A 22,837-nucleotide genomic window follows, 5' to 3' on the forward strand; every position below is an offset into this window, starting at 1 on the left:
TGGTTGAGCCTTGACGGGCTCAGGACGAAAAAAAAGCCGGGAAAACAGCCCCGGCTTGATCTTGATCAGCAATTTATGGCTGATCTATTGCTCTTACGCGTCAAGCAAAATGCGCAGCATGCGGCGCAGCGGCTCGGCCGCGCCCCACAGCAACTGGTCGCCCACGGTGAACGCGGACAGGTATTCGCCGCCCATGCTCATCTTACGCACGCGGCCGACGGGTATCGTCAGGCTGCCCGTGACGGCGGCCGGCGACAGGTCGCGCACGGACGCTTCGCGCGTGTTCGGCACGAATTTCACCCATTCATTGTTGCTGGCGATGATGTCGTTGATTTCATCGAGCGGCACGTCTTTTTTCAGCTTGATGGTCAGCGCTTGCGAATGGCAGCGCATGGCGCCGATGCGCACGCACAGGCCGTCGACTGGAATTTCCTTGGTGCCGAAATCGAGGCCGCGGCCGAGGATCTTGTTCGTTTCCGCGCCCGCCTTCCACTCTTCCTTCGACTGGCCGTTGCCCAGGTCCTTGTCGATCCACGGGATCAGGTTGCCGGCCAGCGGCGCGCCGAATTGCTTGATTTCATCCGGGGAATAGCCGTGCTGGGTGGCCAGCACCTGGCGGTCGATTTCCAGGATGGCGGATGCGGGGTTGTCCAGCAGCGCCTTGACGGAACCGTTGATGGTGCCGAACTGCGTCAGCAGTTCGCGCATGTGCTGCGCGCCGCCGCCCGATGCCGCCTGGTACGTCATCGACGTCATCCAGTCGATCAAATCGTGCTGGAACAGGCCGCCCAGGCCCATCATCATGCACGAGACGGTGCAATTGCCGCCGATGTAGTTCTTGACGCCCTTGCCCAGCGCATCCTTGATGACGTGCAGGTTGACGGGGTCGAGCACGATGACGGCGTCTTTTTCCATGCGCAAGGTCGAGGCCGCATCGATCCAGTAACCATTCCAGCCGCTGGCGCGCAGCTGCGGGAAGACGGCGCTCGTGTAGTCGCCGCCCTGGCAGGAAATAATAATGTCGCACTTGGACAGTTCGGCGATGTTGTTGGCATCCTTGAGGATGGTTTCATTCTTCGCCATGGCCGGAGCCGAGCCGCCCGTGTTCGAAGTGGTGAAAAACACCGGTTCGATATGGGCGAAATCGCCCTCTTCCTGCATGCGTTGCATCAGGACCGAACCGACCATACCGCGCCAACCTACCAAGCCAACTAATTTCATTACCATTCCTCAAGATGAGACGGCGACTGCCGTCATTAGACTATTTTATCCCAGTGCTTTTACAACTGCATCACCCATGGCCTCGGTACCGACCAAAGTCGTGCCCGCTTCATGGATGTCGGCCGTGCGCAAGCCCTGCGCCAGCACCTGCTTGACGGCACCCTCGATACGGTTTGCCTGCTCTTCGCGGTTCAGCGAATAGCGCAGCATCATGGCGGCCGACAAGATCGTCGCCAGCGGATTGGCGATGCCCTTGCCCGCGATATCAGGCGCCGAACCGTGCGATGGCTCGTACAAGCCCTTGTTGTTGGCATCCAGCGAGGCGGACGGCAGCATGCCGATCGAACCCGTCAGCATGGCGGCCGCATCCGACAGAATGTCGCCGAACATGTTGCCGGTCACCATGACGTCGAATTTCTTCGGCGCCCGCACCAGCTGCATGGCCGCGTTATCGACATACATGTGGTCGAGCGCCACGTCCGGGTATTCCTTGTGCACGTCGGTGACGATGTCTTTCCAGAACTGGAAGGTTTCCAGCACATTCGCCTTGTCCACGCTGGTGAGGCGCTTGTCGCGCTTTTGCGCAGCCTGGAAAGCCACGTGGGCGATGCGGCGGATTTCGCCTTCCGCATAGCGCATCGTGTCGAAGCCTTCGCGCTGGCCCTTGAACGGACCGTCCGGGCACTCGCGCACGCCGCGGGGCTGGCCGAAATAGATGTCGCCTGTCAATTCGCGGATGATCAAAATATCCAGGCCGGACACCACTTCCGGCTTCAGGGTCGAGGCGCCCGCCAGTTCCGGATACAGAATGGCCGGACGCAGGTTGGCGAACAGGCCCAGGTTCTTGCGCAAGCCCAGAATCGCCTGCTCGGGGCGGAACTGGCGCTCCAGATTGTCATATTTGTAGTCGCCCACGGCGCCGAACAGCACGGCATCGGCCGCTTTTGCCAGCGCCAGGGTGGCTTCCGGCAAAGGATGGCCATGGGCCGCATAGCCGGCGCCGCCCACGGGCGCCGTTTCCAGTTCGAACGATTCGCCCAGCACATGCAAAACCTTGACGGCTTGCGCGACGATTTCAGGACCGATGCCGTCGCCGGGTAAGATTGCAATTTTCATATTTTTATCGATTAGATGACGTTGGCGAGCCAGGGTTGATTATGCAGATGCCGCTCTTCGAAGGCGCGGATATCGTCGGCGTGGCGCAGGGTCAGGCCGATATCGTCGAGGCCATTCATCAGGCAATATTTGCGGAAGGCGTCGATCTCGAACGGATACGACACGGAACCATTGCTGGTGCGCACGCATTGCTGCTCCAGGTCCACCACCAGCTTGTAGCCGGGGAAAGCCTTGACTTCATTGAACAGGTGCTCGACCTGGCTTTCCGACAGCACGATGGGCAGCAAGCCGTTCTTGTAGCAGTTGTTGAAGAAGATGTCGGCAAACGAGGGCGCGATGATGGCGCGGAAACCATATTGATCCAGGGCCCACGGCGCGTGTTCGCGCGAGGAGCCGCAGCCGAAGTTCTTGCGTGTCAGCAAGATCGAAGCGCCCTGGTAGCGTGGCTCGTTGAGCACGAACTCGGGGTTCAGCGGGCGGCGGCTGTTGTCCTGGCCCGGCTCGCCATGGTCGAGGTAGCGCCATTCGTCGAACAGGTTGGGGCCGAAACCGCTGCGGTGGATCGATTTCAGGAATTGCTTCGGAATAATCGCGTCGGTGTCGACGTTGGCGCGGTCCAGCGGGGCGACCAGGCCTTCGTAAATCGTAAATTTATCCATGCTGTTTCTACTCGGTAAGACGCGCGGCGCAATGCGCCCGCACGTCACGGTTTATTTTCCGCCGGCGCCAGTGACAACCTGGCCGACTTTCTGCACATCGCGGCCGATGCCGGAGACGGTGTTACAGCCAGACAGGATGACGGTGGCGATGAGGAGGGCGAAGAGTTTTTTCATGATGAGTTCTCGATAAGAAAGATGGGACTGATACCGCTAGTGTAAACCAGCGGCGCCAGTCCCTGCCGTCATCGCAATCCCCGCACGTCGACAAAGTGGCCGGCGATACCCGCCGCGGCCGCCATCGCGGGCGACACCAGGTGGGTACGGCCGCCCTGCCCCTGCCGGCCTTCGAAGTTGCGGTTCGACGTGGACGCGCAGCGTTCGCCCGGCTCCAAACGGTCCGCATTCATGGCCAGGCACATGGAGCAGCCCGGCTCGCGCCATTCGAAACCGGCATCCTTGAAGATGCGGTCCAGTCCTTCGCGCTCGGCCAGGTCCTTGACAAGGCCGGAACCGGGCACGACCAGCGCCAGGGTGACGTTCGAGGCGCGGTACTTGCCGCGCACCACGGCGGCCGCCGCGCGCAAATCCTCGATGCGCGAATTGGTGCAGGAACCGATGAAGACCTTGTCGATGCGGATGTCTTCGATGGCCGTGTTCGGCTTGAGGTTCATGTAGACGAGCGCCTTTTCCATCGCATCGCGCTTGACGCTGTCTTTTTCCTGGTCAGGGTCAGGCACGCGGCCATCGACGCCGACCACCATTTCGGGCGACGTGCCCCAGGTCACTTGCGGCACGATCTCGGCCGCATTGAGGGTGACGACGAGGTCGAAGCGGGCGCCCGGGTCCGAATGCAGGGTGCGCCAGTAGGCAACGGCGCGTTCCCAGTGCGGACCGGCCGGCGAAAACGGACGGCCCTTGACGTAATTGATGGTGGTGTCGTCCACGCCGATGATGCCGGCGCGCGCGCCCGCCTCGATGGCCATGTTGCACACCGTCATGCGGCCTTCCATCGACAGCGCGCGGATGGCCGAGCCGCCGAACTCGATACAGTAGCCCGTGCCGCCGGCCGTGCCGATCTTGCCGATGATGGCCAGCACGATATCTTTCGCCGTCACGCCGGCCGGCAGCGCGCCGTCGACTTGCACCAGCATGGATTTGGATTTCTTTTGCAGCAAGGTCTGCGTGGCCAGCACGTGTTCCACTTCGGACGTGCCGATGCCGTGCGCCAGCGCGCCGAAGGCGCCATGCGTGGACGTGTGCGAATCGCCGCAGACGACCGTCATGCCGGGCAGGGTCGCGCCCTGTTCGGGGCCGATCACGTGCACGATACCCTGGCGCTTGTCGTTCATGTTGAAGTAGGTCAAGCCGTAGTGCTTGGCGTTCTTGTCCAGGGTTTCCACCTGCAGGCGCGAGACCGGATCGGCAATGCCGTCCATGCGGCTGGTGGTCGGCACGTTATGGTCGGCCACGGCCAGGTTGGCGGAAATGCGCCATGGCTGGCGGCCCGCCACGCTGAGGCCATCGAAGGCTTGCGGGCTGGTGACTTCGTGCAGCAGGTGCCGGTCGATATACAAAATTGTCGTGCCATCATCTTCGGCCCGAACAACGTGGGATTCCCAGAGTTTGTCGTAAAGCGTCTTCATCATGATTTATGCAGCGTTGCCACAGCCTGTAGTAAGTGATCTGTCGTACTGATCGAAGGGATCGGCAATGATTATGCCATATATTGTGCAATGCAGAACCAAAAGCCGCTCCAGCGTGGGATAGGCGATACAAAATTTGGCATGCTTTGCGGATATGACGAAAAAATTGCTGATACGAAAATCCGCCAAAATGCCGGCGGGGCGAATAAAAATCGAAAAAAGCCGAAAAAAAAGCCCGCTGCAGAGGTCTGCAGCGGGCTTGGTGTCAGTGCCGGTGTTTCTAGGCAGCCATGCGCACACTTCCCCTGCAACCATCCATCAGGAAAGATAGGCCCACGACTAGCACCAGCTCGCCTTCGGCCGAGCGGGCAGTACCGGTAATGCCTTCCACGGTGATGGCCGTCATCGGCTTGATCACGAGGTCGGCCGTACCATCGACGGCTTCCACGGCCAGAATGTACGGCTGTGGCGCGGCGACAACGATGCCGACGCGCTCGCTGCACGATTCGTAGCCCAGCGAGCCGGCCAGCGACCGCACGGGCAATGGACGGCCCTGGTCTTTCAGCACGGGCGCGCCGCCCACTTCCATGAAGGTTTCCGGCAATTCGACGACACGCTGCACCACCGCCATCGGCAGCGCCAGCGCGGCGCCCGAGGTCGACACGAGCATGGTCGGCACGATCGACAATTCGATCGGCAGGCGGATGGCGAACTTCGTGCCCTTGCCCAGCGACGATTCGATATGGATGGCGCCGCGGTTTTTCTCCACGGCCGTTTTCACCACGTCCATACCCACGCCGCGGCCGGAAACGCTGGAGGCGACTTCCTTGGTCGAGAAGCCCGGCAGGAACACCAGCTGGAAGCATTCGTCGTTGCTCAGTTGCGCGTTTTCGCTGATCAAGCCCTTTTGCTGGGCCTTGCTGCGCAGGAAGACCGGGTCCATGCCCTTGCCGTCATCCTGCAGCACGATCATGACGCTGTTCGCTTCCTGCCATGCTTTCAGTGAAATATACGACTTGGCGGGCTTGCCGGCAGCCAGGCGCGCTTCCGGCGATTCGACGCCATGGTCGAGCGAGTTGCGCAGCATGTGCACGAGCGGATCGTACAGGCTGTCCACGACGACGCGGTCGACTTCCGTCTCCGCGCCTTCGATGGTCAGCTCGACATCCTTGCCCAGGTCTTTCGCCAGTTCGCGCACCAGGCGCGGGAATTTCTGGAACAGGCGGCCGACGGGCTGCATGCGCGTGGCCAGGGTGGCCCGCTGCAGTTCCGTCGAGTAGCGCGAGGCGCGTTCCAGGGTTTCCGCCAGGGTCGCCATCAGAGTAGCGGCCTGGCCTTCGAATTTGAATTGCAGCAAGCGCTCGAGCAGCACGGCAGCCTGGTTGGCGGCCTGCACGGATTCGCCGGCCACTTCCAGCAGCGCGTCGAGCTTGACGGCGTCGACGCGGATGCTGTCTTCCTTGACAGGCGCGGCATGGCGTACTTCCGGACGCTCTTCGCGCCGTTCGGCGCCATCCCAGGCCTTGGCGGCCGGTTTGGCGGCAGCAGCGGCAGGTGCAGCAGGCGCGGCGGCCACGGCGGCAGGCGCAGCGGCGGCGGACACGGGCGCGGCTGCGACCCGGCTACCTTCGGGCACGACGGCGTTGTACATGGCTTCCCAGTCCAGGCCATCGGCGCTGGCAGTGGCAACGGCAGCGGTCGGCGCGGCCACAACAACTTCGGCAACCTCGGCAACGGGCGCGGCCACTTCCGCCACGGCGGCGGCTGGCGCAGGCGCGTCCATGCCCTTGCCTTCGATAGCGTTCGTCAGGATATGTTCCAGCTCTTCCGGCATGGCCGGCAAGCTTTCCGGCGCGGCGCCATTGGCCAGCTCCGTCAGCTGGTCGGCGACGAAACCGGAAGCTTGCAGCGCCGCCTCGATGGCGATCGGGGTCACGGGCGCGGCGCCCGTGCGCAAGGCATCGAACAGGTTTTCCGTCAGATGGCAGGCCGCCACCAGCGCGGGCAAGCCCATGAAGCCGGCGCCGCCCTTGATGGTGTGGAAGGAACGAAACACGGCATTCAGTGTTTCCTTGTTGTCAGGATCGCGCTCGAGGCGCAACAAGTGCTCTTCAACATTAACCGCAAGATCCATCGCCTCAACGACGAAATCCTTGAGCATATCGTCCATTAGAATCCCAAATCCGCAAGAAGGTCGTCTACATTATCCTGGTCCAGCGCCACCGACGGCACGGACGGGCCCTGCATCAGCGGCACCGGCTTTTGCGCCAGTTTCTCGCGCACTTCGGCCGGCGCGTTGTCGCGCAGCAGCTGGGCCAGTTCGTTTTCCACCGTCTTGGTGATGTTGACCACTTTTTTGATCAGCTGGCCCGTGATGTCCTGGAAGTCCTGCGCCATCATGATTTCCAGCAAGCGCGCTTTTTCCGCTTCCGTTGCTTCGGAAACGGCTTGCGCGAACTGGCGCGAATCGCCGGCCAGGGCCTTGAATTCTTCCAGGCTCAGCTTGCCATCGAACAGGGCCGTCCAGCGGCTGTCCATGTCCTTGGCCTTCTTCGACAGCACATCTTGCGCCGGCATGCCTTCGTCGAGCGTGTTCAGAACCTTGTTGGCTGCCTGTTCGGTCAGGGTGGCGACGTATTCCAGACGGTCCTGGGCGTCGACGATCTGCGACGACGCTTCCGTCAACGCCTTGTCGTAGCCCAGTTCGCGCAGCGAATCGTGCAGCAGGCGCACGATGCCGCCCAGGCGCTCGAACATCGGCTTGTCGGACTGGTCGACGGGATCGGCCGCGTCGCTAGGCGCATCGGCGCTGGCCACGGGCGCCGCTTCCGGCGCGGCTGGCGTTTCTGCCGCAGCGGCTGCCGGCACGGCGGCGCTGGCCGACACGGAGTCGAACAGCGCGTCGAAATCGTCATCCGCAATCACGGCGGGAGCGGGCGCGGCGGCAGGTGCGGGCTGAGCCGCGGCCGCACTTTGCGCAGATACTTCATCGAATAATGCGTCGAAATCATCAGCGGCGTTGGTCATATCCCTGCTTCTCCATAATTTGTCAAAATTCCGCCTGAACTGTGCGTTTTACAGACTGATACCCACAATTTCTCGATTAAGATGATTTGAGGCAATACCGCTGCGATGGTGCGAGTGTAGCAGGGCGCCGCCCTGTTGGTAAATCTCAAAACGCGCTTCCTGGTGCAAAGCTGGTCCACAAGAGCTTTTCCACCAGGAAATAAGTGTTCCTGCTGTTGTATTTTGAAATACTACCATTGGCGTGGGTGCAAGACCACGCGCAGTACAACAAATCCTGCTTCCGGGCGCCTGCGCAACAGCGCAGTATGGACATCGTTGCAGCTAAAACACGATCTTTCTGCCAATGTTGTCTATACTGAAGGTGCAGTTGTGTTGATAATTATCAAGTCTTTACATGAATACAATGCTGCCGCCGCGTCTACAATAAGAGGCGTTGCGTGCGCTCAGTCACCGTCAAAGGATCTGCCATGTATAAGAAAATTCTGATCGCCACGGACGGCTCCACCGTCTCCAACTTGACGGCCTGTGCCGGCGTTGCCTTTGCCGAACAGATGCACGCCGACATCCTTGCCGTGTACGTGGCGCCCGAATACCAGTACCCGGTATACATCGAGATCATTCCGCCAAGCTACCCCAGCGAGGAGGAGTACCGCATCGCCATGCGCAAGGCGGGCGCCGACCACTGGCAGCCCATCCTCGACGCGGCCGCCAAGCGGGGTCTGGAAGCGACGGGCTTGACGGCCTTTTCCGACAGCCCCGCCCTGAAAATCGTGGAAGTGGCGCAATTGCAGCATTGCGACCTGATTTTCATGGGCTCGCATGGCCGCAGCGGCTGGGGACAATTGCTGCTGGGCAGCGTGACCAACAAGGTGCTGTCGCACTCAAAACTGCCGGTACTCGTGCATAGGCTGATCAAGGAACCACCATCGGAATAAGGGGTCACATGGCCACGCAGACCGCCGTTGCCGGCACATTAAGAAAAAGGCAAATTTTCGGCCGCGTCAGTTAAAATGGCAACGTTTCTCGTTTCTCAACATTTGATTGTCCGGTGACGGACAGAGCAGATTTCACGCATCCAGATTGCCCGCCTATGATACGTATTGTGATTGCCGACGACCACACCATCATGCGAGAAGGATTGAAGCGCATCCTTGACGGCGCGCCGGACATCGATATCGTGGGTGAAGCCATCGACGGCTTTGAAGTACTCAACCACGTACGCCAGGGCGGCTTCGACCTGCTGCTGCTCGACCTGTCGATGCCGGGCCGCAGCGGCGTCGACCTGATCCGGCAAATCCGCAGCGAGGCGCCGAAGCTGGCGATCCTGATCCTCACCATGCACGAGGAGGAACAATATGCGGTGCGCGCCATCCGCGCTGGCGCGCAAGGCTATCTGACCAAGGAAAGCGCGGGCACCCAGCTCGTGGGCGCCATCCACAAGGTGGCGTCGGGACGTCCGTATATCAGCGCCGAGGTGGCGGAGCAGCTCGTGCTCAACATTATGATGCCGAATGAAAGCTTGCTGCACAAACAGTTGTCGGACCGCGAGTTCGAAGTCTTTTCCCTGCTGGTGGCGGGCAAGTCGATCACGGAAATCGCCAACAATCTGCACCTGAGCGTCAAGACGGTGAGTACGCACAAGACGCGCATCATGCAAAAGATGGGCATGAGTTCGCTGTCGGAAATGGTCCAGTACGCCGTGGCGCACCGCCTCTTATCCCCCTTCAAGACTTGAGCACGGCGGCGCGCGCCCGCGCGTCGACCGTAGGAACAATCCTACCTCACCTACCACAGCTCCTACTGCCATATTCAGCCACTGCTGATATTAATTGGATACGGTTGTTGGCATACTGAAACCAGTAATCAAGTTGCTGGGAAGTTATTTCATCACACAGCAAGTCGTCAGCGAATTGAGCTTTACCTGCCTGGACGCGCGCCGCCCCTTCCCTGCCCGCCGTCCTGCGCACCCTGTTATTCAACTCTGAACTACCTGTCACCAGGAGATGAACATGCTGTCCACGCAAACGCCCGAAACCCGCGCCGCCTCCCCATCGCTGGCCCCCTCCTCTCCGATGGAAGCAGGGCGCCAGCGCCAGGGGCGGCTCTGGTCGAACCTGAAGGAGGTGTGCGACCTGCTGCATATCTCCAGCGCCTGCACCATCGCCGCCGACGAACTGCTGTTCCAGCACGTGCAATTCAAGACGGGCCAGCGCGTGCACACCATCGGCCAGCCGTTCGACACCTTGTACATCGTCAATTCGGGCTTCCTGAAAACCGTGCTCATTGATGAATTCGGCAATGAACAAGTACTGAGCTTTCCCATGAAGGGCGACATGCTGGGTGTTGACGGCATCCACTCGCGCCATTACTCCTCGGAAGCGGTGGCCCTGTCCGACTGCGACCTGATCCTGCTGCCGTTCAAGAAGCTGACGGCGCTGGGACGTGTTCACCTGGAACTGGAAAACGTCATGTACGGCGTGATGAGCCGCGAACTGGTGCGCGAACAGGCGATGATCGGCATGCTGGGCGCCTTGAGTGCCGAAGCCCGCGTGGCGCGCTTCCTCGTTTCGCTGGCCGACCGCTTCGCGCAGATGGGTTACTCGAGCAAGCTGTTCAACCTGCGCATGACGCGCCATGAAATCGGCAGCTACCTGGGCCTGACCCTGGAAACGGTGAGCCGCACCTTATCCGCCTTCAATGAAATCGGCCTGATCTCGGTTGACCAGCGCACCATCGGCATCAAGGATCCGGACGCCCTGAAAACCCTGCGCCGCCTGCCACCTTCGCGCTCGCGCGCCAAGCAGCTGGCAGCCGCCAAGCTCAAGGCCGACACCACTGCGGCCGCCACTGCCTCGGCGCAATTGCTGGCCACGATTTAACGCCATCCCGCTTTCTTCCAGCTTGGCACAGGCTTGACCCGGCCAAGGCGCGCACCGCCTTGCCGGGTCTTTTTTGCCGCCACCGCCCCTCCACGCCGCGCCAGCGGCCGCCTTTGAACGACCTCGTCGGCCAAGGCGTCGTGCTGCCATAAAAAAGCGCGGATTCCGCACAAATAAGCCTTGCTTTTCGGGCCACATTCAACAATAATGCAAATACGAATCATTCTCAACTGAGATAAAGAAAGCCCAACATGCAAAGCTCAAAACCAGCCTTGATCCAGGATGCCGCTACTGCCCACGTCCGTCCTCCCGTCAGCATGGCCCAGCCGGCGCGCCGCATCACCAGCGAAGCCCTGTTGCAGCAGGGCCGCGAAGTGGAGATTGAACACAGCGGCAAGATCTATCGCCTGCGCGTCACCCAATTGAACAAGCTGATCCTGACTGCCTGAAGCAGCACGGCAGCCAGTCACCACACTCGCCAGCCAGTCGCGCCCCGTGCGCGCAGCCAGCCAAACCACCGCACAGGAGTGTTTGATGGCGCACGACCGACCTTCCCCGATGTTTTCTTCCCCGCAAAGCCAACAGCCTGAATTGCTGCTATCGGCCGTGCTGCACCTGATGTCGCACTATCATGCGGGCAGTCCCTGCGAGAAACTGGCCGGTGTCATCGAACGCCATCTGCAAGCGCTGGCCGGCTCACCCGGCCTGAGTCCCGTGCTGCAAGCAACTTGCCAGCAACTGTCACAGCAATGGGCCGCCCTGGTGGCACTGCACCAACCCACGCCGCCGAAGACCACCTTGCTGGATCGCCTGGCACGCATGCTGAGCGCCAGGCGCCCCGCTTCGCCCCTGCCGCAATAGTTCTCTTCAACATTTCCACCGCCTAACAGGATACCGCCATGTGTGACAAAGACCAGTCCCTGCCCGTCATCAGCAATTGCGCCCACGCCGACACGGAAACGGCCGCGCTCGCTTCGCGCCGCCGCCGGCTGTGGGAACTGTCGCACACCTGCCATTGCCCGCTGGTGGGCGTGGGCCTGCCATTGGGCTACCTGCGCAAGCTGGTAGGCAAGATGACGGGCGGACGCGTGCTGGCCGACGACTACGAAGTGCACGTGGGCGCCGTGACGGAATGCGGCGCGCGCAACCGCCTGTCCGAAGCGCTGCAAAAGGAACTCGAACGCCGCTACGCTCCCGTGATCCTGCGCTTTCGCGGCGCCAAGACCACGGAGCAGGTAGCGCAACTGTGGCGCACGGCCGTCGCCAACGGCGACGTGTCGGGCGCTTTCTGGGCCGGCCTGACGCACCCGCGCTGCGATGCCGAGCTGGAAGAGCAGATGTGCCGCGACCTGCACATGATCCAGCACCAGGCCGGCGCCTGCGTGCGCGCCGACATGGGTAAATTTACGGCCTTGCAGGAAGAAAACGCGCGCCTGACACAGGAACTGGCCAAGCTGCAACAACGCAGCCAGGCAGCACTGATGGAAAAGACGGGCGAGCTGGAACGCCAGGAAGCCGTGCTGCTGCGCACGCGTGCCGAGGCCATCGGCAAGGATAGCGTGATCGACGGCTTGCGCGCGGAACTGGCGCAATTGCAGGCCGCCATCCCCGCGCTGGAATCGCGCACGCGCCTGGTCGAACGCCTGGCGCAAATGGATGAGCGCGAAAAGGAATTGCGCCAGCAAATCGCGGAATTGAAACAGGCCCAGCCGCGCCCGGCCGCTGTCGCGCCGCCACCGGCGCCGAAGCTGGAAGTGCCGACCAGCGGCAAGCTCAAAATGCCGATCCGCCTCGTCGACCAAAGCGTCTTGTGCGTGGGCGGACGCAGCGGCAATGTCGCCACCTACCGCGCCCTGATCGAGCGAGTGGGCGCGCAGTTCGCCCACCACGACGGGGGCCTGGAAGACAATGCCAACCTGCTCGACTCGAGCCTGGCGGCGGCCGACTTGGTGATTTGCCAGACGGGCTGCATCAGCCACAGCGCCTACTGGCGCGTGAAGGATTATTGCAAGCGCACGGGCAAACGCTGCGTCTTCATCGACAACCCCAGCATCTCCAGTCTGGCGCGCGGCTTGCAGGAAGTGAGCGGCGACATGGACACGGCGCCGCTGGCCGATATCCAGCCGTAAGCAGTCCCCTCCGTATTAATACACGTCGCGCCGGTAGCGCCCTTCAGCTGCCAGCGCATCGAGCGCGGGCCGGCCCAGGATCTCTTGCAGCGCCTGGTCGACGCCGCCCGCCATGCCGGCCAGGCTGCCGCAAATATAGATGGCCGCGCCCTGCTCCAGCCACAGCTTGACTTCATCGGCATTGCCGCGCAGGCGGTCCTGCACATAGGTCCGCTCCGCCTGGTCGCGCGAAAACGCCAGATCCAGGCGCGGCAAGTCGCCGCTGGCGTGCCAGCCTTCAATCTCTTCGCGATAATGGAAATCGTGGGCCACATTGCGTTCGCCAAAGATCAGCCAATTGCGCCGCTGCCCTGCCAGCACGCGGCTTTTCAAATGTCCGCGCAAGCCGGCGATGCCGCTGCCGTTACCGATCAAAATCAATGGCCGCTGGGCATTGTCTTCCAGACGGAAACGCCGGTGCTGGCGCAAACGCAGCTGCACCACGTCGCCGACCTTGGCCTGCGCCGTGAGCCAGCCCGAGGCCAGGCCCAGGCTGCCATCGGGATGCGCATGCTGGCGCACCAGCAAGTGCACGCCGCCATCGCGCGGGATCGAGGCGATCGAATATTCGCGCGGCTGCGATGGGTCGGCGGGCGCCGTCACCTGCACCAGGTCGCCCGACTGCCACTCCGGCAAGGCGCCCGCCACGGGCGCCAGTTCCACGTGATAAATGGCGCCGCCCGCGCTGCCAGGGTTGAGGTGGCGGCGCTGCGTCAGCCGCCAGTCGCCAAACGCGGGCGCGCTCCAGTCCGGCGCATCGCTGGTGCCGGCCAGGTGGCTCAGGTGCTGGAACCATTGCTCGATGGCGGCGCTGGCGCTGCGGTCGACTTCGATGCGTTCGAACAGACGCGACGCGCCCTGCGCCGCCAGCCAGGCATCGAGCGCGCGGCCGAAACCGCAGAACTGGCCATAGCTGCGGTCGCCCAGGGCCAGCACGGCATAGTGCAATTGCGGCAGCGCAATCTCACCCGTCATCAATCGGCCCATGAAGGCGGCCGCATTGTCGGGCGCGTCGCCTTCGCCATACGTGCTGACCAGGAACAAGGCCCGTTCCGCCTGTTGCAGATCAGCGGCTGTCACTTCGGCCAGCGCACACAGGCGCACGGGGATGCCGGCCAGCTGCAGGCTCTGCGCCGTTTGCGTGGCCAGTTCCTCGGCATTGCCCGTCTGGCTCGCATACGCCACCAGCCAGGGACGGCTGTTGGCCAGCGCCGCCTTGGCCGCGTCGGACGTGCGGCGCTTGGCGCGCGCGCGCAGCCAGGGCGCCAGGCACACGCCCGCATAACTGAGGGACAGGGCGGCCAGCAAGGCCAGCCGCGTCGTATCGTGCGTAAAAATCATGGATTAATCGTTCATTCGTCGAGCATGGCCAGCATGTGGCTGCTCAGCGTTTCATGGTAGCCGTGACCGTCGCGCTGCACAAAGCGCACGGCCAGGCCCTGTTCTTCCGCCAGCACCATGCCGGCCTCGACACCCAGCACGGTCAGGGCCGTCGACCAGGCGTCGGCCGCCATGCATTGCTCATGCACGACGGTGACGGAAGCGAGTTGATTGGCGATCGGCATGCCGTTGCGCGGATCGATGGTGTGCGAGAAACGCACCGTGCCGTCCTTGAAGAAACGCCGGTAATCGCCCGACGTCGCCACGGACAAGCCGTGCAGCGCCAGCAGCATTTCCGCCGGATGCTGCGCATGATCGGCACTATCGGCGGCGCCATCGACCTGTTCCAGCATGACCCACCACGGCTGGCCGTCGGGCTTGCTGCCGGCGCCGCGCAGCTCGCCACCGACTTCGACCAGGTAATGGTGGATGCCCTGGCTGTCCAGGTAGCGTGCCAGGCGGTCCACGCCATAGCCCTTGGCGATGGCGGACAAATCGAGCTGCAAGCCGCCCGGCTGGCGCGCGCGGCGCGCCGGCAAGTCCAGCTCCAGGCGGCGGCGCTGGCCTTGCGCCAGCAGCAGGGCCACGCTATCGTCTTTTGGCAGCAAAAAGCCCGGTTCATCGTAACGGTGGCGGGGACCGAAGCCCCACAGATTGACGAGGGCGCCCGCGCACGGGTCGTACGCGCCGCCCGATGCTTGCGACACGTGCATGGCAAAGCCCAGCACCTCGCAAAACGCGGCGGGCAGGCTGTGCCAGCTGCCTGGCCCGGCCCGGTTGAAGCGGCCCAGGTCGGACTCGTCGTTCCAGTGGCTCATTTGCGCGACGACCAGGTCCAGCTGCTGCTGCAAGCCCTGCTGCAAGTCGGCGCTGCCCGCGCGTCCCGGCATGGCGGACTCGAGCAGGCGCACCGACCAGCTGGTGCCCATGGACAAGCCGCGCAAGTCCCGGATCGCGGCGCCGGGCGGCGCGGCCTGATCGGAAATATGCTGCGGCAGCAGGACCCGGCGCATCGGCGCTCTCGTGACGATGCCGCCGCTTACTGCGGCAGCACTTCCACGGTGGCCGCGTACGTCATGCGGCGCTCGGGCATCACCGGCGGCTGGCCGGCCACGGCCGGTGCGGCCGCTGGCCAGGTGCTGCTCAGGTAATACATGCCGGCCGCCGGCACAGTGAACGTGATCTCGCCCTTGGCATCGGTGCTCTGGCGGATTTCACCGAGCACGCCACGGTAGCGCACGCCGCCTGGCACCAGGCTGAACGCCTGGTTCGCCGCCGGCTTGCCGTCGACGAGGAAGCGCCACGTGGCTTTCTCGCCCGCGCGCAAGTCGTTCGGGTGCGTCACGGGCACGAGTTCCAGGCCCACGCCGGTCGGCTTGAACACTTCCGTGCTGGTTTCGCCATTGCTGAAGAAAGTTTCCAGGCGCGCTGCCGTGCGCGTGATTTTCAGCTCTTGCGCGTCGGCCGGCACTTCCTTCTTGAACGTCTCTTCATTGCCGCGGAAACGCTTCTGCTCGCCATTGAGCTTGTAGCTGCCCATCACGTTTTGCGACACGATGGCCGCCTTGTACGTGCCCGGCTTTTCCATTTTTACGTCGAAGACGCTGCGCAAACGGCCCGTGACGGTGTTCGCCGGCGTGACCTTCGCGCCATCCGGACCGGTCACTTGCAGCGCATCCAGACGCAACGGCTGGTGGTCGATCTCGAACAGGCCGTCGGAGACGGCTGCGTCCACCGTCACCCAGGCATCCTTGCTTTCCACCATCGTGCTCGATGGCACCATCCAGCCGCGGTGGGCGTGGGCGTTCATGGCCAGGCCGGCCAGGGCCACAGCGATCAGGGTTTTGTTGAATTGCTTGAACATGATGTGCGCCTTATGGTTTGAGTTGGACGACGACATTGCCGAGTTCTTCCTTGCCCTTGGCAGGCACGGACTGGGCCGATTTCAGCGGCCACTGGAACGGCACGCGCACCAGTTCGCGTCCGCCCGCTTCGCGCGCCGCTTCCACGACGACCTGGTATTCGCCGGCCGGCAGCTTGTCGAGCAAGGCCTTGGCGCCCGGGAACGTCAAGGTATGTTCACCGGGTGCGCGCGTGGCGCCGCTGACGCCGTCAACAGGCATGGCCAGGTCGCGGCCGCTCTTGCGCCACCATTGACGCATGTCCTTCAGCCATTTTTCGCCGGCCTTGTCCTTCTTTTTCACGTCATACAGCACGGCCAGGTTGCCAACGACCTTCTGGTCCGCCGTTTCCAGCCACGCCGCCACGTAGGGACGGTGGTATTCCGCCACGTTCAGTTGCGGCAGTTCAATCTTGAGGGACAGGTCGGCAGCCATCGCCGACGTACCGATCAGGGGAAGGCCAAGCGCCAGGGAGTAGCGTAATTTCATGGTGTGCCTGTAAAAAGGAAAAATAAAAACATCAGTGGATAAACAGCAAGGCGATCGCGCAAGGTATCAAGATACCGAGGCCCACCATCGGCCAGGTAAATGGCCGGTTGGCCGCGTGGAACTTCAAAATCAATAATCCCGTCAGGCAAAACACGATGCAGGCACCGGCAAAGATGTCGATGAACCAGCTCCAGGCCACGCCCGTGTTGCGGCCCTTGTGGACATCATTGAGCCAGGACACCCAGCCCCGGTCCGTCAATTCATATTCGGCGGCCCCGTCTTCGAGGCCGATGCGCACCCAGGCGTCGCCGCCCGCCTTGGGCAACGGCAGATACACTTCGTCGACCGACCATTCGGCGGGACGCCCGCCCGCATTGAGCGACCATTGCTGCTTGAGCCAGGCTTCGGCGGCGGCCGGCATCGGCGCATTGGCGCCGTCGTGCTTGGCGGCATACGCGGCCAGTTCCGTGACGAGGGGCGCCGGCAGCTCGGCCTTCTGGCGCGTGATCGCCGGCTTGGATTCGATCTGGCCGGCGTGGTTCAGGGTGATGCCGGTAATGGCGAACAGAAACATGCCCAGCAGGCAAAGCGCCGAGCTGATCCAGTGCCATTGATGCAAGTTCTTCAGCCAGACGGCGCGGCTGGCGTTGTTCCTGGCCTTGTCTGCGGCGCCCGCATCAGCCATTGAGCGCTCCCGGCAAGGAGCGGGCCAGGTGGCGCGACAAGTCAGTGTGCTTCATTCCCATCCTTCAATCAAAGTGCATGCTCATATTTTCAAACAAATGATAATGATTATCATTTATTAAGTCAATACATGGGGCGCCCCGCCGGACCAGCGTTTTGTAACAGCTTTGAAACAAAGCTGGCCTGCTACGTAAGCTGCCGTACAGAGCCGCTTGCAGCACCCGCCTATGCTGTTGTTCAGGACAATCAAACAGGAGCAAGCACATGCAACAGTATTCCAGCGAACAACTGGCCAACATCGCGGCCAAGATCAAGGACGTCAAATTCGGCATGCTGACCACCAGCGACGACATGCGCACGCTCACCAGCCGGCCGTTGACGCAGCAGCAGGTCGACAGCGAAGGGCAAATCTGGTTTTTTGTCTCGGACGATGCCGCTTACACGCGCGACTTGCTGAACAATCCGCAAGTCAACGTCAGCTTTGTCGACACGGGCGACAGCCTGTATGTGTCCGTCTGCGGCCACGCGCAGCTGCTGAAAGACCGCGCCAAGGCGGAGGAATTGTGGAACCCGTTGGTGAAAGCATGGTTCCCGGGCGGACTCGACGATCCGAAACTGTCGCTGATCAAGGTGACGATACAGTCGGCCGAATATTGGGATAGCAGCGCCAGCAAGATGATGCAATTCTATGAAATGGCCAAGGCCGCCATCACGGGCGAGCCGCCGAAAGACATGGGCGAACACGGCCGGGTCGATCTGTAGCAGATTTTTCCTATTTTACCCGGGTGTTATTGACTTTCAATTTGACCCGGGTAAAATTGCCTGCATTCCCCATGGAGGCAAGACATGCATACCCCCGCAATACCCGAGCTCACGGCCTTCGCCGGCAAACGCAAAGTGGCCGCCGGCTCTTTGCACGCCGTGGCGCAAACACTGAAGGAACTGGTGACGCGCGAACCCTATGCGCAGATCCTGATTTTCGACGACGCCAGCGGCAGCCAGGTCGACCTGAACCTGCATGGCAGCCTGGCCGACGTGCTGCAGCGCCTGCCACGCGCGGCCACGCCGGCGCCACAGGAAGACATTCCCGCGCGCACGGCGGGCCGGCCGAAACTGGGCGTGGTGGCGCGCGAAATCACTTTGCTGCCGCGTCACTGGGAATGGCTGGCAACGCAGCCGGGTGGTGCTTCCGTGGCCTTGCGCAAACTGGTGGAACACGCGCAGCGCGGCAACAAGGCGCACGATGAGCAGCGCCAGGCACGCGAAGCGGCCTATAAAGTCATGAATGCGCTGGCAGGCGACGCGCCCGGCTTCGAGGAAGCGAGCCGCGCCCTGTTCGCCGGCAAGCAGCCGGCGTTCCTCGCATGCGTGCAGGACTGGCCAGCCGATGTGCGCGAACACGTCTCGCGGCTGGCCCAGCGGGGATGGTCCGAAGATTAAGCGACGGTGGAAAGATCAGACGCCCGTGCTGCCCGTGGTATCGGGCGCATCGTCGGCGCTCTGCCGGCTCTGCCCGGCGGAGCCGGCCTGGTGATGGGGCAAGCGGTCGGCGCGCCGCACTTCGCCGATGGAAAACAGATCGTCGCCGATATCGAGGCCTTGCTCGCTATCGACCAGCACAAAGTTTTCGCCCGACTCGGCCGTACTTTGCTTGCTGCCTGCCATGGACGGCGCACCGCCCTGGCTATTGCCGGGCTGCGGCGTAGTGGAGTTGCCCATCATCTTCTCCCTGATCGTGAGTACGTGAGTGCGGATTGACTGCGTTCACTGCGTTGACTGCGCGTGGGCCGTGGCCGGCGCAGCTATTTCATCATAGTCCATGCCTGCTGCAATGCATCAAAATTTTCGCTAGCCAGCGGTAGCCAAACAAGCGCGGCCCTGGCCAGCGGCGTGCCTGCCTCCCGCCGGCCAGGGCCCATTGCTACTTGCAACGTGCTACTGCTTGCCAGTCACTACTTGTTGCGCGACCCCGAGCTGGAACCGGAACCGCCGCTTTGCTTGTTGCCACTGTCGCGGCCGCCATCCTGGTTCATGCTGGCATTGTCGCGCGAGCCGCTGGAGCTGGAGGCGCTTTGCCGGTTGGCATCGTTCTTGTGGCTTTGGCTGCCTGCGCGGCGGGCCTCTTCGGACGTGAATTCATGGGCCGTGCCTTTTTCATGTGCGGCCCGTCCGCCTTCACTGGCGATTTCACGCTGCTGGGCGGGGTCCATGGAAGCGAAACCCCGTTTGCTGGTATCGCTTTGCTTGTTGCCGCCGCTGCTACTGCTACTGGTTTTATTACCTTGCTGTTTATTGTCGCTCGATGTGGCCATGATGATCTCCTTGATCGATGGAATCAGAAACAATGCAAAAAACAATGCAAACCATGCAAATCTTCCCCCTCGCATGGCAAGGGAACCGTCATCTTAGTGCGCGCATGGGCCACAAGAAATAGGAGGATGGCAAGAGCGCATGTAGGATGAGTCCCGCCTACGGTAGCGTAGTTACTTTTAGTTTTCCACCAAAAGTACCAGACACTCAGCAGTTAGCGGGCAGCGGAAAAATCGCCGCGTCGGCCGTCACGTAGACGCGCTCGCCAGCAGCTGGCCGCACCGCATGGCCGCCCGTGAAGGCGCCAAACGAGGGCAAAATGGCGCGTTCCTGCCCCAGCAGGAAACACGGCAGGCGCAAGCTACCCCCATGTCGTCCCGTCCCTGCTGCGCGCAAGTGGAACACGGGATGCACGTGGCCAGCCAGCACGTAGCCGGGCGCCACCGTATCCGGATGATGGCAAAACGACAGCTTGCCCACCTGGTGCGGTTCGTCGACCATGCGGATTCCCAGCGTGGCGGCCGGGTCGCCCGCATGCGCATCGTGGTTGCCGCGCACCACCGTCAGGCGCAGGTCCCGATGGCGCGCGCGCCAGGCCAGCATGGCCGCCACGGTGGCGGGCGCATGGGCGGCGCGCGCGTGCAGAAAGTCGCCGAGAAAGACGATTTCCTCGCAAGCGTAACTGGCCAGCAAGGCGTCGAGCGCCAGCAGGTTTTGCGTCGTGGTGCCGCGTGGCACGGGTACGCCCAGCGCGCGAAACGCGGCCGCCTTGCCGAAATGGATGTCGGCGACGACCAGCATCTTGCGCGCCGGCCAATAGATGGCCTTGTGCGCCAGCAGCCAGACTATCTCGCCAGCCAGCTCCACCACGCAGTGCGCTTGCTGGCCGCTCATGCGGCCGCCTTTTCCAGCGCACTGACCAGGCGCGCCACCCGGTCCGACAGCTTTTCCGTCGTCAGCTGTTCGCGGAAGCGCTCGACCATCAGGCCGAAGGCAAATGGCGAGGCCCGCTCCAGCGCTTGCAGGGAAATGCGCCGTCCATGCAGCTCGCGCAAGGTGGTGCGCAGGCGCGTCAATTCCAGTTCCTGTTCCAGCACTTCGCGCTGCGCCTGCGTGAGCAGCAGATTGGCCGCATCGTGCTTGCGGAACACTTCAAAAAACAGCGAGGACGAGGCCTGCAACTGGCGCGCGCTTTTTGGCTGGCCCGGATAGCCCTGGAACACGAGGCCGGCGATGCGGGCGATTTCGCGGAAGCGCCGCTGCGACAGCTCCGTCGCATTCAGGCTGGCCAGTACGTCCTCGAGCAGATTGTCCGTGCTGAACAGGGCAAGGTCGGCGCCGCTGGCGCCCGTCAACAGCGGCGCAAAATCGATGTCGTCCGCGCCCAGCAATTCAAAGCCGTAATCGTTGACGGCGATCGACAAGGTCGCCGGCTGCACGCGCGCGATGCGGTAGGCCAGCAAGGACGCCAAGCCCAGGTGCACGGAGCGTCCCGCAAACGGATACACGAACAGGTGGTGGCCTTCGCGGCTGGACAAGGTTTCCACCAACAGGGCCGCGCGCGTGGGCAGGCTCGACCATGCCTGCTGGATGGCCAGCAGCGGCGCCAGCGCGCGCATTTCCGGCCCGCTGGCCTTGCCTTCCTGCGCCAGTTGCAACTGGTCGAGCACGGCATGCGCGAGTTCCGACGACAGCGGCATCTTGCCACCCTGCCAGCGCGGCACGGCGCCGCGGCTGCCCGTGGCGCGCCGCACGTAGGCCGTCATTTCGTGCACGCGCACGAATTCCAGGATGCGCCCGCCAAACAAAAAATGGTCGCCCTGCTTCAGGCGCGCGATGAACGATTCCTCGATGCTGCCGATGCGGCCGCCACCGAGGAACTTGACCTGGATCGCCGCCTCCGAGACGATGGTGCCGATGCTCATGCGGTGGCGCCGCGCCAGCGCCACGTCCGGCACGCGGTACACGCCCTCCTCGTCCGGCAGCACTCTGCGGTATTCCGGATACACGGTCAGGCTTTGCCCGCCGCGCGCGACGAAATCGAGCGCCCATTGCCACTCGTCCGGGGTCAGGTGGCGGTAGGACCAGGCCGCGCGCACTTCCGCGTACAGCTCGGCAGACTGGAAACCGCCGCCCAGCGCAATCGTCACCAGGTGCTGCACCAGCACGTCGAGCGGCTTGTCCGGCACGGGCCGCGCTTCCAGGTGGCCTTGCGCCAGGGCAGTGCGGGCAGCGGCCGCTTCCAGCAATTCCAGGCTGTTGGTGGGCACGAGGGTGACGCGCGAAATGCGGCCCGGCGCGTGGCCGCTGCGCCCGGCCCGCTGCACCAGGCGCGCGATGCCTTTCGCGCTACCCACCTGCAGCACCCGCTCGACGGGCAGGAAATCGACGCCCAGGTCCAGGCTGGACGTGCACACGACGGCTTTCAGCTCGCCCGTTTTCAGGTGCTGCTCGACCCACTCGCGCACTTCGCGGTCCAGCGAACCGTGGTGCAGGGCGATCAGTCCCGCCCAGTCGGGCCGCGCATCGAGCAGGTGCTGGTACCACAGCTCGGCCTGCGAACGCGTGTTGGTAAACACCAGGGTGGTGGCGCTGCCCTCGATCTCGGCGATCAACGGTTGCAGCATCTGGATGCCCAAATGCCCGCCCCAGGGAAAGCGCGTGGGGTTGACGGGAATCAGGCTGTCGACGAGGATGCGCTTTTTGACTTTGCCTTCGACCAGCACGCCGGTGCTTTCCTCGCCCAGCAAGACGTCCTGCGCCTGCTGCAAATTACCCAGGGTGGCTGACAGGCCCCACGTCATCAATGCGCCATGCCAGCGGCGCAAGCGAGCCAGCGCCAGCTGCACCTGCACGCCACGCTTGCTGCCCATCAATTCATGCCACTCATCGACGATCACGGTTTCCAGCAGGCTGAAGCGTTCGCGGGCATCCGCCTGGCTCAGCATCAAGGACAGGCTTTCCGGCGTCGTGACGAGCACCTCGGGCCAGGCCTTCGCCTGCCGCGCCCGCTGCGCGGCGCTCGTGTCGCCCGTACGCGCCTCGATGCGCCAGCCCGGTGCAAGCTCCGCGCCCGAGGCTTGCAGCGCGCGCACCGTGTCGGCCGCCAGCGCCCGCATGGGCGTGATCCACAGCACGCGCAAGCCCTGCTTTCGTCCCTTGCGTTGTAGTCGCTCGGCGCGCAGCAAGGCGCCGAACCAGACGGCGTAGGTCTTGCCGGAGCCCGTGCTCGCATGCAGCAAACCCGATTGCCCCTGTGCGGCCGCGCGCCAGACGGCGCGCTGGAATGGGAACACCGCCCAGCCGCGCGCGTCAAACCACGCATCAATGCGCTGCGCCAGCGCGCTTTTGCTCATCGCT

At 63.1% G+C, this 22,837-nt stretch carries 24 protein-coding genes; 8 read left to right on the forward strand and 16 right to left on the reverse strand.

Annotated features, from left to right (window positions below; genetic code table 11):
* Positions 1-93 precede the first annotated feature (93 nt).
* From asd to AC54AG_RS00555, 7 genes are all read right to left on the reverse strand, one after another.
* Positions 94-1,221: an aspartate-semialdehyde dehydrogenase gene (gene asd / locus AC54AG_RS00525; protein WP_072452459.1), complete on the reverse strand. Its 1,128-nt coding sequence runs from the start codon at positions 1,219-1,221 to the stop codon at positions 94-96.
* A 45-nt stretch (positions 1,222-1,266) separates the two neighbouring features.
* Entirely contained in the window at positions 1,267-2,337 is a 1,071-nt protein-coding gene (gene leuB, locus AC54AG_RS00530) for a 3-isopropylmalate dehydrogenase (RefSeq protein WP_034750539.1), read from the reverse strand.
* A gap of 11 nt (positions 2,338-2,348) precedes the next feature.
* The gene (gene leuD / locus AC54AG_RS00535) at positions 2,349-2,996 is read right to left on the reverse strand and encodes a 3-isopropylmalate dehydratase small subunit (protein WP_058049067.1); all 648 of its coding nucleotides are present in this window, start codon (positions 2,994-2,996) and stop codon (positions 2,349-2,351) included.
* A 51-nt stretch (positions 2,997-3,047) separates the two neighbouring features.
* Positions 3,048-3,170: an entericidin A/B family lipoprotein gene (locus AC54AG_RS00540; RefSeq protein ID WP_010400408.1), complete on the reverse strand. Its 123-nt coding sequence runs from the start codon at positions 3,168-3,170 to the stop codon at positions 3,048-3,050.
* Positions 3,171-3,238: 68 nt separating this feature from the next.
* The gene (leuC, locus tag AC54AG_RS00545) at positions 3,239-4,642 is read right to left on the reverse strand and encodes a 3-isopropylmalate dehydratase large subunit (RefSeq protein ID WP_331778331.1); all 1,404 of its coding nucleotides are present in this window, start codon (positions 4,640-4,642) and stop codon (positions 3,239-3,241) included.
* Between the two features lie 277 nt (positions 4,643-4,919).
* On the reverse strand, positions 4,920-6,809 hold the full coding sequence (locus tag AC54AG_RS00550) for a chemotaxis protein CheA (RefSeq protein WP_331778332.1): 1,890 nt from the start codon (positions 6,807-6,809) through the stop codon (positions 4,920-4,922).
* Entirely contained in the window at positions 6,809-7,666 is an 858-nt protein-coding gene (locus AC54AG_RS00555) for a protein phosphatase CheZ (protein WP_496629271.1), read from the reverse strand. Before AC54AG_RS00555 ends, AC54AG_RS00550 begins: the two co-directional genes overlap by 1 nt.
* Positions 7,667-8,133: 467 nt before the next feature.
* Between AC54AG_RS00555 and AC54AG_RS00560 the strand changes: the two genes are divergently transcribed.
* The 6 genes from AC54AG_RS00560 to AC54AG_RS00585 all read left to right on the forward strand — a co-directional run bounded on the left by AC54AG_RS00560 (position 8,134) and on the right by AC54AG_RS00585 (position 12,674).
* On the forward strand, positions 8,134-8,601 hold the full coding sequence (locus tag AC54AG_RS00560; protein WP_034750554.1) for a universal stress protein: 468 nt from the start codon (positions 8,134-8,136) through the stop codon (positions 8,599-8,601).
* Between the two features lie 155 nt (positions 8,602-8,756).
* Positions 8,757-9,401 carry a response regulator gene (locus AC54AG_RS00565; protein ID WP_034750556.1) on the forward strand — a complete coding sequence of 215 codons (645 nt, stop codon included), beginning with the start codon at positions 8,757-8,759 and terminating at the stop codon, positions 9,399-9,401.
* Positions 9,402-9,738: 337 nt separating this feature from the next.
* Positions 9,739-10,545 (forward strand): Crp/Fnr family transcriptional regulator, encoded by an 807-nt coding sequence (locus AC54AG_RS00570; RefSeq protein WP_034750901.1) that lies wholly within the window; start codon positions 9,739-9,741, stop codon positions 10,543-10,545.
* A 251-nt stretch (positions 10,546-10,796) separates the two neighbouring features.
* Positions 10,797-10,994 (forward strand): hemin uptake protein HemP, encoded by a 198-nt coding sequence (hemP, locus tag AC54AG_RS00575; RefSeq protein ID WP_034750559.1) that lies wholly within the window; start codon positions 10,797-10,799, stop codon positions 10,992-10,994.
* A gap of 85 nt (positions 10,995-11,079) precedes the next feature.
* Positions 11,080-11,406 (forward strand): hypothetical protein, encoded by a 327-nt coding sequence (locus AC54AG_RS00580; protein WP_496629272.1) that lies wholly within the window; start codon positions 11,080-11,082, stop codon positions 11,404-11,406.
* Positions 11,407-11,444: 38 nt separating this feature from the next.
* Positions 11,445-12,674 (forward strand): DUF2325 domain-containing protein, encoded by a 1,230-nt coding sequence (locus AC54AG_RS00585; protein ID WP_319991026.1) that lies wholly within the window; start codon positions 11,445-11,447, stop codon positions 12,672-12,674.
* 15 nt (positions 12,675-12,689) lie between these two features.
* Here AC54AG_RS00585 and AC54AG_RS00590 read toward each other — a convergent pair whose 3' ends face one another.
* The 5 genes from AC54AG_RS00590 to AC54AG_RS00610 are packed head-to-tail and all read right to left on the reverse strand — an operon-like array spanning position 12,690 to position 17,168.
* Positions 12,690-14,054, reverse strand: coding sequence for a sulfite reductase subunit alpha (locus tag AC54AG_RS00590; protein WP_496629273.1), 1,365 nt, complete (start codon positions 14,052-14,054; stop codon positions 12,690-12,692).
* Positions 14,055-14,065: 11 nt separating this feature from the next.
* Entirely contained in the window at positions 14,066-15,106 is a 1,041-nt protein-coding gene (locus tag AC54AG_RS00595) for an FAD:protein FMN transferase (RefSeq protein WP_496629274.1), read from the reverse strand.
* 26 nt (positions 15,107-15,132) lie between these two features.
* Positions 15,133-15,957 (reverse strand): DUF4198 domain-containing protein, encoded by an 825-nt coding sequence (locus tag AC54AG_RS00600; protein ID WP_496629275.1) that lies wholly within the window; start codon positions 15,955-15,957, stop codon positions 15,133-15,135.
* 10 nt (positions 15,958-15,967) lie between these two features.
* Entirely contained in the window at positions 15,968-16,483 is a 516-nt protein-coding gene (locus tag AC54AG_RS00605; protein WP_070303571.1) for a DUF2271 domain-containing protein, read from the reverse strand.
* A gap of 31 nt (positions 16,484-16,514) precedes the next feature.
* On the reverse strand, positions 16,515-17,168 hold the full coding sequence (locus AC54AG_RS00610; protein WP_496629276.1) for a PepSY-associated TM helix domain-containing protein: 654 nt from the start codon (positions 17,166-17,168) through the stop codon (positions 16,515-16,517).
* A gap of 263 nt (positions 17,169-17,431) precedes the next feature.
* On the opposite strand from AC54AG_RS00610, the gene AC54AG_RS00615 reads away from it, so the two are divergent.
* On the forward strand, positions 17,432-17,929 hold the full coding sequence (locus AC54AG_RS00615; protein WP_072452437.1) for a pyridoxamine 5'-phosphate oxidase family protein: 498 nt from the start codon (positions 17,432-17,434) through the stop codon (positions 17,927-17,929).
* Between the two features lie 84 nt (positions 17,930-18,013).
* Complete coding sequence (locus tag AC54AG_RS00620; RefSeq protein ID WP_072452435.1) at positions 18,014-18,607, forward strand: DUF2239 family protein; 594 nt, start codon at positions 18,014-18,016, stop codon at positions 18,605-18,607.
* Positions 18,608-18,622: 15 nt separating this feature from the next.
* On the opposite strand, the gene AC54AG_RS00625 is transcribed toward AC54AG_RS00620, so the two are convergent.
* The 4 genes from AC54AG_RS00625 to AC54AG_RS00640 form a co-directional block, all read right to left on the reverse strand.
* The gene (locus AC54AG_RS00625) at positions 18,623-18,886 is read right to left on the reverse strand and encodes a hypothetical protein (RefSeq protein ID WP_175560434.1); all 264 of its coding nucleotides are present in this window, start codon (positions 18,884-18,886) and stop codon (positions 18,623-18,625) included.
* Positions 18,887-19,119: 233 nt separating this feature from the next.
* Entirely contained in the window at positions 19,120-19,479 is a 360-nt protein-coding gene (locus AC54AG_RS00630; RefSeq protein WP_034750907.1) for a KGG domain-containing protein, read from the reverse strand.
* 205 nt (positions 19,480-19,684) lie between these two features.
* Positions 19,685-20,371: a ligase-associated DNA damage response endonuclease PdeM gene (gene pdeM / locus AC54AG_RS00635; RefSeq protein ID WP_496629277.1), complete on the reverse strand. Its 687-nt coding sequence runs from the start codon at positions 20,369-20,371 to the stop codon at positions 19,685-19,687.
* Positions 20,368-22,833 carry a ligase-associated DNA damage response DEXH box helicase gene (locus AC54AG_RS00640; RefSeq protein ID WP_496629278.1) on the reverse strand — a complete coding sequence of 822 codons (2,466 nt, stop codon included), beginning with the start codon at positions 22,831-22,833 and terminating at the stop codon, positions 20,368-20,370. The genes pdeM and AC54AG_RS00640 overlap by 4 nt, the downstream gene beginning before the upstream one ends.
* Positions 22,834-22,837 lie beyond the last annotated feature (4 nt).

The sequence above is a fragment of the Janthinobacterium sp. BCJ23 genome (assembly GCF_059617945.1).

Coding starts and splice junctions, on each gene's coding strand:
- asd (WP_072452459.1), bottom strand. CDS start 1,221: ATGAAATTAGTTGGCTTGGTAGGTTGGCGCGGTATGGTCGGTTCGGTC.
- leuB (WP_034750539.1), bottom strand. CDS start 2,337: ATGAAAATTGCAATCTTACCCGGCGACGGCATCGGTCCTGAAATCGTC.
- leuD (WP_058049067.1), bottom strand. CDS start 2,996: ATGGATAAATTTACGATTTACGAAGGCCTGGTCGCCCCGCTGGACCGC.
- AC54AG_RS00540 (WP_010400408.1), bottom strand. CDS start 3,170: ATGAAAAAACTCTTCGCCCTCCTCATCGCCACCGTCATCCTGTCTGGC.
- leuC (WP_331778331.1), bottom strand. CDS start 4,642: ATGATGAAGACGCTTTACGACAAACTCTGGGAATCCCACGTTGTTCGG.
- AC54AG_RS00550 (WP_331778332.1), bottom strand. CDS start 6,809: ATGGACGATATGCTCAAGGATTTCGTCGTTGAGGCGATGGATCTTGCG.
- AC54AG_RS00555 (WP_496629271.1), bottom strand. CDS start 7,666: ATGACCAACGCCGCTGATGATTTCGACGCATTATTCGATGAAGTATCT.
- AC54AG_RS00560 (WP_034750554.1), top strand. CDS start 8,134: ATGTATAAGAAAATTCTGATCGCCACGGACGGCTCCACCGTCTCCAAC.
- AC54AG_RS00565 (WP_034750556.1), top strand. CDS start 8,757: ATGATACGTATTGTGATTGCCGACGACCACACCATCATGCGAGAAGGA.
- AC54AG_RS00570 (WP_034750901.1), top strand. CDS start 9,739: ATGGAAGCAGGGCGCCAGCGCCAGGGGCGGCTCTGGTCGAACCTGAAG.
- hemP (WP_034750559.1), top strand. CDS start 10,797: ATGCAAAGCTCAAAACCAGCCTTGATCCAGGATGCCGCTACTGCCCAC.
- AC54AG_RS00580 (WP_496629272.1), top strand. CDS start 11,080: ATGGCGCACGACCGACCTTCCCCGATGTTTTCTTCCCCGCAAAGCCAA.
- AC54AG_RS00585 (WP_319991026.1), top strand. CDS start 11,445: ATGTGTGACAAAGACCAGTCCCTGCCCGTCATCAGCAATTGCGCCCAC.
- AC54AG_RS00590 (WP_496629273.1), bottom strand. CDS start 14,054: ATGATTTTTACGCACGATACGACGCGGCTGGCCTTGCTGGCCGCCCTG.
- AC54AG_RS00595 (WP_496629274.1), bottom strand. CDS start 15,106: ATGCGCCGGGTCCTGCTGCCGCAGCATATTTCCGATCAGGCCGCGCCG.
- AC54AG_RS00600 (WP_496629275.1), bottom strand. CDS start 15,957: ATGTTCAAGCAATTCAACAAAACCCTGATCGCTGTGGCCCTGGCCGGC.
- AC54AG_RS00605 (WP_070303571.1), bottom strand. CDS start 16,483: ATGAAATTACGCTACTCCCTGGCGCTTGGCCTTCCCCTGATCGGTACG.
- AC54AG_RS00610 (WP_496629276.1), bottom strand. CDS start 17,168: ATGGCTGATGCGGGCGCCGCAGACAAGGCCAGGAACAACGCCAGCCGC.
- AC54AG_RS00615 (WP_072452437.1), top strand. CDS start 17,432: ATGCAACAGTATTCCAGCGAACAACTGGCCAACATCGCGGCCAAGATC.
- AC54AG_RS00620 (WP_072452435.1), top strand. CDS start 18,014: ATGCATACCCCCGCAATACCCGAGCTCACGGCCTTCGCCGGCAAACGC.
- AC54AG_RS00625 (WP_175560434.1), bottom strand. CDS start 18,886: ATGGGCAACTCCACTACGCCGCAGCCCGGCAATAGCCAGGGCGGTGCG.
- AC54AG_RS00630 (WP_034750907.1), bottom strand. CDS start 19,479: ATGGCCACATCGAGCGACAATAAACAGCAAGGTAATAAAACCAGTAGC.
- pdeM (WP_496629277.1), bottom strand. CDS start 20,371: ATGAGCGGCCAGCAAGCGCACTGCGTGGTGGAGCTGGCTGGCGAGATA.
- AC54AG_RS00640 (WP_496629278.1), bottom strand. CDS start 22,833: ATGAGCAAAAGCGCGCTGGCGCAGCGCATTGATGCGTGGTTTGACGCG.